The 10638-nt window shown below is 67.7% G+C and carries 10 protein-coding genes and 1 rRNA gene; 3 read left to right on the top strand and 8 right to left on the bottom strand.

Going from position 1 to position 10638, the window contains the following annotated elements:
* A 16S ribosomal RNA gene (locus VG561_RS14810) occupies positions 1–78 on the bottom strand; the annotation flags it as partial.
* Positions 79–734: 656 nt separating this feature from the next.
* Between VG561_RS14810 and VG561_RS14805 the strand changes: the two genes are divergently transcribed.
* The gene (locus tag VG561_RS14805; protein ID WP_046433322.1) at positions 735–1922 is read left to right on the top strand and encodes a benzoate/H(+) symporter BenE family transporter; all 1188 of its coding nucleotides are present in this window, start codon (positions 735–737) and stop codon (positions 1920–1922) included.
* 23 nt (positions 1923–1945) lie between these two features.
* On the opposite strand, the gene VG561_RS14800 is transcribed toward VG561_RS14805, so the two are convergent.
* The 6 genes from VG561_RS14800 to egtB form a co-directional block, all read right to left on the bottom strand.
* Positions 1946–2491, bottom strand: a complete 546-nt coding sequence (locus tag VG561_RS14800) for a DUF2628 domain-containing protein (RefSeq protein ID WP_049442564.1) — start codon at positions 2489–2491, stop codon at positions 1946–1948.
* 71 nt (positions 2492–2562) lie between these two features.
* On the bottom strand, positions 2563–3333 hold the full coding sequence (locus VG561_RS14795; RefSeq protein ID WP_262093452.1) for a GYF domain-containing protein: 771 nt from the start codon (positions 3331–3333) through the stop codon (positions 2563–2565).
* Positions 3334–3359: 26 nt separating this feature from the next.
* A complete protein-coding gene (locus VG561_RS14790) occupies positions 3360–4250 on the bottom strand; it encodes a D-hexose-6-phosphate mutarotase (protein WP_049442562.1) in 891 nt (296 codons plus the stop codon).
* Positions 4251–4311: 61 nt separating this feature from the next.
* Positions 4312–5559, bottom strand: a complete 1248-nt coding sequence (locus VG561_RS14785; protein ID WP_423179728.1) for a lytic murein transglycosylase — start codon at positions 5557–5559, stop codon at positions 4312–4314.
* Between the two features lie 84 nt (positions 5560–5643).
* Positions 5644–6618, bottom strand: coding sequence for an L-histidine N(alpha)-methyltransferase (egtD, locus tag VG561_RS14780; protein WP_262093451.1), 975 nt, complete (start codon positions 6616–6618; stop codon positions 5644–5646).
* Entirely contained in the window at positions 6615–7886 is a 1272-nt protein-coding gene (gene egtB / locus VG561_RS14775) for an ergothioneine biosynthesis protein EgtB (protein WP_262093457.1), read from the bottom strand. Before egtB ends, egtD begins: the two co-directional genes overlap by 4 nt.
* Before the next feature lie 151 nt (positions 7887–8037).
* Between egtB and VG561_RS14770 the strand changes: the two genes are divergently transcribed.
* Positions 8038–9318: a GGDEF domain-containing protein gene (locus tag VG561_RS14770; RefSeq protein WP_075076415.1), complete on the top strand. Its 1281-nt coding sequence runs from the start codon at positions 8038–8040 to the stop codon at positions 9316–9318.
* A gap of 3 nt (positions 9319–9321) precedes the next feature.
* On the opposite strand, the gene VG561_RS14765 is transcribed toward VG561_RS14770, so the two are convergent.
* The gene (locus tag VG561_RS14765) at positions 9322–9714 is read right to left on the bottom strand and encodes a YchJ family protein (RefSeq protein ID WP_041863982.1); all 393 of its coding nucleotides are present in this window, start codon (positions 9712–9714) and stop codon (positions 9322–9324) included.
* Positions 9715–9816: 102 nt separating this feature from the next.
* On the opposite strand from VG561_RS14765, the gene VG561_RS14760 reads away from it, so the two are divergent.
* Complete coding sequence (locus tag VG561_RS14760; RefSeq protein ID WP_032960169.1) at positions 9817–10596, top strand: sulfite exporter TauE/SafE family protein; 780 nt, start codon at positions 9817–9819, stop codon at positions 10594–10596.
* Positions 10597–10638: the final 42 nt, after the last annotated feature.

The raw sequence follows: 10638 nt of genomic DNA, 5'->3' as shown, positions 1-10638 counted from the left end.
CCTGTGCTGCCGTTCGACTTGCATGTGTTAGGCCTACCGCCAGCGTTCACTCTGAGCCAGGATCAAACTCTTCACTTAAAACTACATGATCCGAAGATCAAAATTTAAAGCTGCAGATGATTGATTCTGGCAACGTATCGCTTGCTTTAAAACAATTAATAGTTGCTTGATCAAACGTCTGCAAGATGGACAATCATCCTTCCTGCAGGCGCCTTCACAAGATACCTGCGCATACTTTCAAAGATCCGGGGAAGTGGCCTCAGCGCCATTCCCGTGTGCTGCGAAGTTTCCTTCGTAGCGAGCCGCCCATTATAGCCGGCTTTTCCGCTTCGTCAACACCTTTTTTTCAAGGCCGTCTCACCGGAGTGGACGTTGTTGCCGATGCCGCTTCGTCGTTGGACCCGAGGGCCTTTCGTCGTTGCGAGCCGCCTATTATGCCGGACTTTTCGAGTCCGTCAACACCTTCGTTCGATCAATTCGTTCGCCGGTGGTGGCGTCGCTGTTCGCGTGTCGTTTCCGGGGAAGCGATGCGCTGCAGCAAGGGAGCGAATTCTAGAGATCCTGCGGATTTCGTCAAGGCTTTTTTTGCAGCGTGATGACAGAAGCACCACGCCATCACGCATGACGTACGCTCGAAGATCACTGCGGCGTTGCCCGCGCGTTGCGCGGTCAACGCCGCAACCCTAATCAATGCAGGGATGCACAATGCAGGGATGCACAGTGGAGACAGCACAATGAGCATGCAGGTGCGGCGCGCGTGGTGGCGCGATCTTTCGATGCCGGCAATCGTCGCTGGCTTCATTACGGTACTGGTGGGCTTCGCCAGCTCGGCCGTGATCGTGTTCCAGGCGGCACAGGCCGTCGGTGCCGACCAGGCGCAGATCGCCTCCTGGATGTGGGCGCTGGGGCTGGGCATGGGCGTGACCTGCATTGGCCTGTCGCTGCGCTATCGGGTGCCGGTGGTGACAGCGTGGTCGACCCCGGGTGCAGCGATGCTGGTGGTGGGTGCCGGCGGTGCTTCGCTCTCCGAGGCCACGGGCGCATTCCTGCTGGCCGCCGTGCTGGGCCTGCTTGCGGGTTTCTCGGGGGTCTTCGCGCGACTGATGCAACGGGTACCGATGGCGCTGGCCGCCGGCATGCTGGCCGGTGTGCTGCTGCGCTTCGGGCTGGATGTGTTCGTCGCCATGAACACCCAGCTGGTGCTCGCGCTGGCAATGTTCGCCACCTGGCTGGCCGGGCGCCGGCTGTTCCCGCGCTATGCGGTGATCGCCACATTGCTGGTCGGCATCGCCGTCGCCGCGAGCCGTGGCCTGCTGCACGCCCAGCAGGTGCATCTGCAACTGGCGATCCCGCAGTGGGTGACGCCCTCGCTGTCGTGGACCGCCGTGGCCGGCATTGCCCTGCCCCTGTTCGTGGTCACCATGGCCTCGCAGAACATTCCCGGTGTGGCGGTGATGCGCGCGTCCGGCTACGACGCCCCGGTGTCGCCGTTGATCGGCTGGATCGGTGTAGTCAATACGCTGCTGGCGCCGTTCGGTGCGTATGCACTGAACCTGGCGGCGATCACCGCCGCCATCTGCATGGGCCGCGATGCGCACGAGGATCCGGCGCGCCGCTACACCGCAGCGATGGCGGCCGGCGCCTTCTACATTGTCATCGGGCTGTTCGGCGCCACGGTGGCCGCACTGTTCGCGGCCTTCCCCAGGGAGCTGGTGGCCTGCGTGGCCGGTATCGCGCTGTTCGGCACCATCGGCAACAGCCTGGCCAGTGCATTGGCGGTGGAGCGCGACCGCGAGGCGGCGCTGGTCACCTTCCTTGTTACCGCCTCCGGAGTTTCCCTGGCCGGGATCGGCTCGGCGTTCTGGGGACTGCTGGCCGGTGCGCTGTGCCTGCTGGTGTTGCGGGCACGGACAGCGGCCTGAGCAACCCTATCAGGCCGGCATGATCAGGCCGCCATGCGGGCGACGGTATTGATCACCGCGTTGGCCGCCATGCCGATCACCACCGCCCACACGCTGGTGCCGCCACGACGCTGCAGTTCGGCACGGATGCGGTTGTGCTGCCCGGCGTGGGCAGCCTTCACTTTGCCCAGCAGTCGCGTGCAGTAGCGCAGGTACAGGGTGTTGGCGGTCACCGCGATGGCGAACCGAGGCACCGCCAGCAACGCCACCGTGAGCAGCGGGTTGGCGCGGGCCGCCAGCAGCGCGATACCGATCAGGACCAGCTCGAAGAGGATGGCTGCCAGGTACATCTTCCGGTGCAGCAGCCAGTACGTCGGCACCAGGAAGGCGGGCCAGTGCCACGGTCGCGGCGGCTTCGGCACCGGGCTGCCCAGGTGCCAGCGCTGGCGGTAGAGCGCCGCGTTGGGGCCGACGAGGAGGTTCAGGTAGTCCGCGTCGGACGGAGCGGGCGCGTCGGCCACCTCTGTGGCGGGCGCAAGATAGGGATTGTCATCCGCCGGGGAAACCGGCGGAGTATCCAGATGATTCATGTCGGCGATTCCTTGCCCAGGATGATCCCGCGGTAGCGGCAGCCACCGCTGGATCTGAAGCCTTCCCGGCCTCAGCCTGCCAGCGCCTGCCCCACCAGCATCATCGCAACGACGGCGATGGCCACCACCGCCGCCGCCAGTGCATTGGTGTCACCCCGTCTGGCCAGCTCGCTGCGCAGGCGCGCCTCGTCATCTCCCACCAACGCGCGCGCGCGGGCGATCTCACGCTGGCAATGCGCCAGGTACCAGCGGTTGGCATACGCTGCGGCGGTGATGTTGATGACGAGGGTGATGACCGTCGACACGCCTTCCGGAACGCCCAGCAACGCCTCGGCGATGCTGAAGAACACCAGCACGCCGGCCCAGATCGCCGCCAGCCGGTACATCCTGCGGTACACCATCCAGATCACGCCGATCAGGAACGCCGGCCAGTGCCAGGTGCCGTTGCCGTCGGCAATGCCCTGGTCGAGCCGCCAGCGCTGTCGATAGATCGGGAAGTTGCCGCCGACCACGGCGGCGTACAAGGCGATGTCGCCTTCCAGCTGCGGCGCGGTCGCGGCCACCGGCGAAGCTGCCGGCGCACGATAGGGGTCGGACGGATCAGCGGTCGATGCGCCGCTGGCGCTGACGGCCTGCGCCGGTTCAATCGACGGCGGGGTCGGATCCATCGGCGCCACCGAAGGATCCAGCTCGGCCAGCGGCCGCCACGATGCCATTCCTTCCCGCCACATCAGCGTACGGGCGGTTACCGTGCCGTCCTGCTGCAGACGGCGCAGCCCGGCCAGGTCCACCGGCCCTTCGCTCTGCTTGCTGTTGGCGTACCACCACTGTGCGTCCTGCATGCCATCCATTCCTGTCGATCCCATGGTTACTCCGAACACCCCGCCACGGCCTGCAGCGGTTCACTGGCCAGTACCTGCACCAACTGGTGGCGCGCGCCGGGTGCAAGGGCAATCTGCTCCGGCCCGGCATTGGCTACTTCCAGGCACACGTAATCGTGCCAACCGTCGCCGACATCGGCCATCTTCGCCGCCGCCTCCGCGCCCGGATTCCACGCCACCAGGGTCTGGCTGCCTTCGCTGCGGATCTCGATCCGCCGCTGCAGGACGGGATCGCGAAGCACGTAGTGGCCACCGGCACCGGTATAGATGCGGTCGCTGCGCCCCGGATCGCGCGGGTCACGCAGCGACCAGGGCCCCTGCTGCCGGCGCAGCTGCGTGTAATCCTCGTACTTGTCCAGATAGTGCAGGCCATCGAGGCCATCAACCTCGACACGACGGGCATCGCCTACCCGGAAGTAGCTGTGCAGGGCCTGGGTGAAAGCCACCGGGGACGGGCCGGTGTTCTCGGTGGTCAACTGCTGGCGCAGCTGGCGACCGATGCGCAGCTGCATCTGCAGGCGCAGGCCACACTCGGCAATCGACAGGGGCGCCAGCTGCAGCTCCAGTTCACCGTCATCGTCCTGGCGGGCCTGCAGCAGCTCCCAGCGCGCGGTGCGTACCAGGCCGTGTGCCGGCACGTCATCATCCTGGCCCTGGCGACCGAACCACGGCCAGCACACTGGAACGCCACCCCGGATCGGCGTGGGCAGCCCGGCCCGTTTCGGCGACAGCCACAGCAGGTCCGGCTGCCCCTCCGGGATGAACGACAGCAGCTGTCCGCCGAACACGCTGATGACCGCGGTGGCGCTGGGCGTGCGTATCTGCCAGGCCTCGAGCCCGTGGTACAGGCCGGTGCTGATGTCCGGGTTCGACTGCATGCTATGACGCTCCTTGAAGACCGCGGCGATGATGTCGCGGCCAGCCTGTGATCGGCAAGGTCTAGCGGGTGGCAGGCGTCCCTGCGGCTGCCTCCTGCTGCAACGCGCGCAGGATGCGCTGGCCGGCGCGCCCATCCGCATTGGCCCAGCCCAGGCGCTGCTGCTCGGCCTGGATCGCGCGGCGCGTGGCGGTGCCGATCATGCCGTCCGCGCTGCCGATGTCGTGGCCGCGGGCCAGCAGCAGGGTCTGCAGCTGGCGGCGTTCATCGCGGCCGATGCCGGGATCATCGGTCGGCCAGGCGGTGGCCAGGCCGGTGCCGCCACGCAGCTGGTCGGCCAGCGTGGCGATGGCCAGTGCATAGCTTTCGGCGGCGTTGTAGCTGTAGATCGCATCGTAGTTGCGGAACACCAGCAGCGCCGGGCCCTTGATGCCGGCCGGCAGCAGCAGGGCGGCGCGCGCGTCGGCCAGCAGATTGGGCGGCCCCAGCGCGCTGCCATCCAGCGCGGTCACGCCCTGCACGCGCCAATCGGCGAGGGCTCGACGTTGGGTGCGGCCCGCCTGGCTGGCATTGAAGCCGGGGGGAACACGGACCTCCATGCCCCACGGTTCGCCACTGCGCCAACCCGCACGCTTGAGGTAGTTGGCGGTGGACGCCAGCGCGTCGGGAATGCTGCCGACCAGATCGCGGCGGCCATCGCCGTCACCATCGACCGCGATACGTGCGTAGGTGCTGGGCATGAACTGCGTATGCCCGAAGGCGCCGGCCCAGGAACCGGTGAGCCCCTGGGCCTGCAGGTCGCCGCGGTCGATCAGCTTGAGCAGCGCCAGCAGTTCGCCACGGAAGAAGGCCTGGCGGCGGCCGGCGCAGGACAGCGTGGCCAGCGACTGCAGCAGCGGGCGCTTGCCGAAGACGCGGCCATAGTCGCTCTCCACCCCCCAGACCGCGACGATGGTGGCCGGGTCGACGCCATACTGCGCGGAGACGCGATCGAGCAGATCGCGATGTTGCTGCAGCAGGGTGCGGCCATCATCGACGCGCTGGCGGTCGACCAGCGCGGCCAGGTAATCCCAGATCGGCGTGGTGAATTCCGGCTGTGCGTCCAGCAGTCCGAGCACGCTCGGGTCCGGCGTGAGCCCGGTGGTGATCTCGTTGAAACGGTCGGCGCCGATGCCCTGGGTTGCGGCGGTGGCCTGCAGGCCCGCCAGGCAGCGGCTGAACGCCGGATCGTTGCTGGCGGCAGGGGCCGCAGGCAGCGTCGGGGTCGACGCGAGGGCGGCCGCCAGGCCGAGCGTGGTCAGAATGGGCATGGCGTCCTCCGTGTTGCCGTTGCACGGCCATCTTAGGGGCAGCAGTGCGGCCGAACCTGAAGGGGCACCGGCTGGCCGTCCCCCCTAGGCAACGCGCAGCAGGCGCAGGCCATAGGCGGGACTTTCGGCATCCCAACGCTGTGCGACCTGCAGGCCCGCCTGCTGCAACAGCGCCTCGAAGCTGTCATCGGTGTACTTGTGGCTGTACTCGACGCGGATGGGTTCACCGGCAGCAAAGTGGAAGGTGCGGCCACCGAGGTGGACGTCCTGCGGCCACTGGCTGACCAGGTCGGTTTCGATGCGCAGCCGCGCGGTGTTGTAACGGGCGCGGTGGCGGAATCCATCGAGATCGAAATCGCTTCCGATCTCGCGGTTGAGGCGGGCCAGCAGATTGAGGGTGAATGCCGCAGTGACGCCCTGCACATCGTTGTAGGCCGCTTCGATCAGCGCCGTGTCCTTGTGCAGGTCGATGCCGATCAGGGCCAGGCCGTCGCGGCCCATCGTCTGACGCATCGCCCGCAGCAGGGCGACGGCCTCCGCTTCGGCGAAATTGCCCAATGTGGAACCGGGGAAGAACAGCAGCCGTCGCGCGGGTTCGCGTTCGGGCATGGGCACGGCGACGGCGCGGGTGAAGTCCGCGCAGACCGGCAGCATCTCGACCTCGGGCAGCGCCGGCGCCAGGTGGTCGATGCTGGACAGCAGTGCGGCCCGCGAGATCTCGATCGGCGTATAGGCCACCGGATCCTGCAGCGCGGCCAGCAGCAACGCGGTCTTGCGGCCACTGCCGCTGCCCAGCTCCACCACATGCAGGCGCGGGCCGACCACGCGCGCGATATCGGGCAGCACCCGCGCCAGCAGCGCCAGCTCGGTGCGCGTGGGGTAGTACTCGCGGGTCTGGGTGATCTGTTCAAACAGACGCGAGCCGCGGGCATCGTAGAAGTACTTGGAAGGCAGCTGCCGCGATGCGCATGACAGACCGGCCAGCGCATCGGCCAGGATCTGCTGGCGGCTGGGGGTCAGGTCGGTCAGCGCCTGCAGCGCGTCATGCACCGTGCTCATATGAGGTCCCTGGCCAGGCGCAGTCCGGAGAACTGCCAGCGCGCCGGCGGCATGAAGAAATTGCGGTAGCTGGCGCGCACATGGCCACGGGGCGTGGCACAGCTGCCGCCGCGCAGCACCCATTGCCCGCACATGAACTTGCCGTTGTATTCGCCGAGGTTGCCGTCAAAAGAGCGGAAGCCCGGGTAGGCACCATAGGCGCTGGCGGTCCATTCCCAGACATCACCGAACAGCTGCCGCAGCCCACTGCCCCCGGCTGCCTGCGGGTGCAGGTGATCGTCATCGGCGAAATGACCGCGCAGGGGCTGCGACGCGGCGGCCGCTTCCCACTCGAACTCGCTGGGCAGGCGCGCACCGGCCCAGCGGGCGCAGGCATCGGCCTCGTAGTAACTGAGGTGGCAGACCGGCGCGTGCGGGTCCAGCTCGCGCCAACCACCCAGGGTGTACTCGCGCTGCAGGGCATCATCCCAGTACAGGGGGTGCTGCCAGCCTTCGGCTTCTCGCAGCGCCCAGCCTTCGCTGAGCCACCAGCGCGGTTCGCGGTACCCCCCTGCCTCGATGAAGGTGCGGTACTCGGCATTGCTGACGGGACGCTCGGCCAGGGCATGCGCGGGCAGCAGCACGCGGTGCGGCGGCGATTCGTTGTCGTAGGCAAAGGCGGCGTGCCGGGGCCATGCCGCGGCACCGACGGTGACGATGCGTTCGGGCGATTCGATCCAGCCCTGCGTCGCGGCGGTGCTGGCAACGGGCCGCAGGTCGTCGCGATACGGTGGCTGCAGTGGATTGCACCAGAACGCATGCTTGATGTCGGTCAACAGCAGTTCCTGGTGCTGTTGTTCGTGCTGCAGACCCAACTGCAGGTGGTGCAGCGCCTGCGCGTCGAGGTCACCGGCTGCCAGCCGTGACTGCACCTGCATGTCGACCTGTTGCCGGTAGTCGCGCACCTGCTGCAGCGAGGGCCGCGACAGCAGACCGCGTTGCGGCCGCGCATGCGCCGGGCCGATGCTCTTGTAATAGCTGTTGAACAGATAGTCCCAGGCCGGGTCATGCGCGGGCGTGGTGGCGAAACCGGCCAGCACGAAGCGTTCGAAAAACCAGGTGGTATGGGCCAGGTGCCACTTGCTGGGACTGGCGTCGGCCATGCTCTGCAGCATGGCGTCCTCGGCACTGAGCGGCGCGGCCAGCTGCAGGCTGCGCGCCCGCACCTGTGCAAAGCGGCGGGCGAGATCGCGCTGCGGGGCAGCGACGGCGGTGGGTACGCTGTCCATGCCGGAAGCATCGGCGCAGGACGGTGAGCGCAACGTCATGGCACCACATCACCACGTTCACATGACAGCGGGCACGCGCATTCAAGAAGCGCGTGGGGACGCCGCTAACGGCAATGTTGCGGCCGCATCGTCACCGCACTGGACTTACCGCGTGCCCCTGCATCCGCTCCGCCAGCCTGCGCATTACCTGTTCGTGCTGCCCGCCGTGCTGGTCGTCCTGGTGCTGTGGATGGCGCTGGGCACCGAGGATGTCGCCAGCCCGGCGCAGCGCATCCTGCCCTGGCTGCTGGCCTGTCTCGGTGCAGGCCTGGCCCTGCTCTACCACCAGATGCGCACGTTGTGCCTGCTGCTGGTGGTGGCGGTGGTATTCGCCCTGCTGCACCGGGACGTCGGTGGCTACCTGCGCAGCGGCCATGTCGACGCCCTGACCCCGCTGCGCTTCCACGCGATCTCGGCGTGGGTGCCGCTGCTGTTCGCCGGACTGGCACTATGGCCGGAACGCGGACGCCGACGCCAGGACCTGCTGCTGCGCAGCGTAGTGTGCGGCGCGGCGCTGATGATCTTCCTGCTGCTGGCGGCACAGCAGCCGCAGGGGATGCACGATCTGCTGTCGAACCGTCACTGGGCCTGGATTCCCGCCAACTGGAACGCGTTGGCGCAGTTGCCGGCGCTGCTGTTCCTGCTGGCGACCGCAGCATTGGGCTGGCAGGCGTGGCGGCATCCGCGGCCACTGCACACGGCAATGCTGCTGGCCCTGCTGTGCCTGTGGTGGATGCTGCCGCGGATCTTCCTGCAGCCGGTGCTGCTGCCGGCGCTGAGCAGTGCCGCCCTGCTGCTGATGCTGGGCGCGATGCTGCAGGAATCCTTCCACATGGCCTTCCGCGATGAGCTGACCGGCCTGCCGGGGCGACGGGCGTTCAACGAGACCCTGCAGCGGGCACGCGGTACCTACAGCATCGCGATGGTGGACGTTGACCACTTCAAGTCATTCAACGACACCCATGGTCACGACACCGGCGACGATGTGCTGCGCCTGGTGGCGTCGCGGCTGGCGCGGGTGGGCGACGGTGGCCGTGCGTTCCGCTATGGCGGCGAGGAGTTCGCGGTGGTGTTCCTGGACCGGCCGGCGGCAGCCTGTGTCGATGCCGTGGAAGCATTGCGGCAGAGCATCGAGGACACCCGCATGCAGCTTCGCGACCGCAGCACCCGCAGCCGTGACGACGAAGCCGGCCGCCAGCGGCGCGGACGCGGTGGCAGCGGCCAGGTGGTACAGGTGACGGTGAGCATCGGGCTGGCCGACAGCCGCGTGGATCCGCGGCCGATGGCCGTGGTCAAGGCCGCCGACCAGGCCCTGTATGTGGCCAAGGACGGGGGCCGCAACCAGGTGCGCGCGCACGGCGGCCAGCGCGTTCTGGCAGCGCACAGCGCGTAGTGCTCAGACCGCGTCGAGGTAGTACCAGCGGCCGTCGATGCGTTGGAAGCGGCTGTGCTCGGTCATCCTCACCGCGCTGCCGCCGCCGATGCGGTAGCGCGCGGTGAAGCGGACTTCGGCGCTGTCAGCACCAGTGACAGTGTGCTCGTGCACGGTCAGGCCCAGCCAATGGGTGCGCTGGCCGGGGGCATCGTCCAGCGACAGCTCGGCCGGACGCGTGTCCGGATGCCAGGACTGGCGCAGGTAGTCAGCCAGGCCACGCACATAGGCGCTGTAGCGCGAACGCATCAGGTGCTCTGCATCAGGCGCGGCTTCACCGGCATGGAAACGGCCACAGCAGGCAGCATAGTCGGCGGGAAGGCCACAGGGGCAGGGATCGGCGGGTTTTCGGCTCATGCCGGCATTGTCGCCGGGTTGCCGGGATTGATCCACGCGGGGCCGCAGTCGCCCGGAGCAGGACAGGCGTATGCTGTCGCGCCCCCTCCTTGATTGATCGCCGTGCTGGAACTGGTTCCCCCTGAGTTGTGGTGGCTGGTGGTGATCGCCTTCATCGCCGGCCTTGTGGATGCCGCTGTCGGTGGCGGTGGCCTGGTGCAGCTGCCCGGCCTGTTCACGGTGCTGCCGCAGCAGACGCCGGCGATGCTGTTCGGTACCAACAAGTTCAGTTCGATGTTCGGTACCGGTGCGGCCGCCTGGCGCTATGCGCGCAACGTGCGCTTCCCGTGGAAGCCGGTACTGTTCGCGGCCGGTACCGCCTTCATCTTCTCCTTCGCCGGGGCCACCGCGGTGAGCCTGCTGCCCAAGGACGCGGTGCGCCCACTGGTGCTGGTGCTGCTGATCGCGATGCTGGCCTACACGTTGTGGAAGAAGGACTTCGGCGCGTTGCACCGGCCGCAGGAGATCGGCCGCCGCGAACTGGCGATCGCGCTGGCGATCGGTGCGGCGATCGGCTTCTACGACGGCTTCTTCGGGCCGGGCACCGGCAGCTTCCTGATCTTCCTGTTCGTGCGCTTCTTCGGCCTGGATTTCCTGCGTGCGTCAGCGGCGTCGAAGGTGGTGAACCTGGCGACCAATGTGGCGGCAATCTCGTTCTTCGTACCGACCGGCAACATCCTGTGGCTGTTCGCGCTGCCGATGGCGGCGGCCAACATCATCGGCTCGGTGGTGGGCACGCGCCTGGCGTTGAAGGGCGGCACGCCGTTCATCCGCAAGTTGTTCGTGGGGCTGGTGGTGGTACTGATCGCGCGGATGGCGTGGGATACCTTCCGCGGTGCGTGAATGCGGTTGCCGGCCGCTGGCCGGCATCCCCATCCGATCGGG

Source organism: Stenotrophomonas sp. CASM110 (genome assembly GCF_049384345.1).
GTDB classification, from domain to species: Bacteria; Pseudomonadota; Gammaproteobacteria; order Xanthomonadales; family Xanthomonadaceae; genus Stenotrophomonas; species Stenotrophomonas muris.
Note: the sequence above shows the minus strand (reverse complement) of the source record. Positions and strands in the feature narration are given on the sequence as shown.

Bases quoted from the DNA above. Each gene is read 5' to 3' on its own strand.
- VG561_RS14805 (WP_046433322.1), top strand. From the start codon at position 735: ATGAGCATGCAGGTGCGGCGCGCGTGGTGGCGCGATCTTTCGATGCCG.
- VG561_RS14765 (WP_041863982.1), bottom strand. From the start codon at position 9,714: ATGAGCCGAAAACCCGCCGATCCCTGCCCCTGTGGCCTTCCCGCCGAC.
- VG561_RS14790 (WP_049442562.1), bottom strand. From the start codon at position 4,250: ATGCAGTCGAACCCGGACATCAGCACCGGCCTGTACCACGGGCTCGAG.
- VG561_RS14785 (WP_423179728.1), bottom strand. From the start codon at position 5,559: ATGCCCATTCTGACCACGCTCGGCCTGGCGGCCGCCCTCGCGTCGACC.
- VG561_RS14795 (WP_262093452.1), bottom strand. From the start codon at position 3,333: ATGCAGGACGCACAGTGGTGGTACGCCAACAGCAAGCAGAGCGAAGGG.
- egtB (WP_262093457.1), bottom strand. From the start codon at position 7,886: ATGGACAGCGTACCCACCGCCGTCGCTGCCCCGCAGCGCGATCTCGCC.
- egtD (WP_262093451.1), bottom strand. From the start codon at position 6,618: ATGAGCACGGTGCATGACGCGCTGCAGGCGCTGACCGACCTGACCCCC.
- VG561_RS14800 (WP_049442564.1), bottom strand. From the start codon at position 2,491: ATGAATCATCTGGATACTCCGCCGGTTTCCCCGGCGGATGACAATCCC.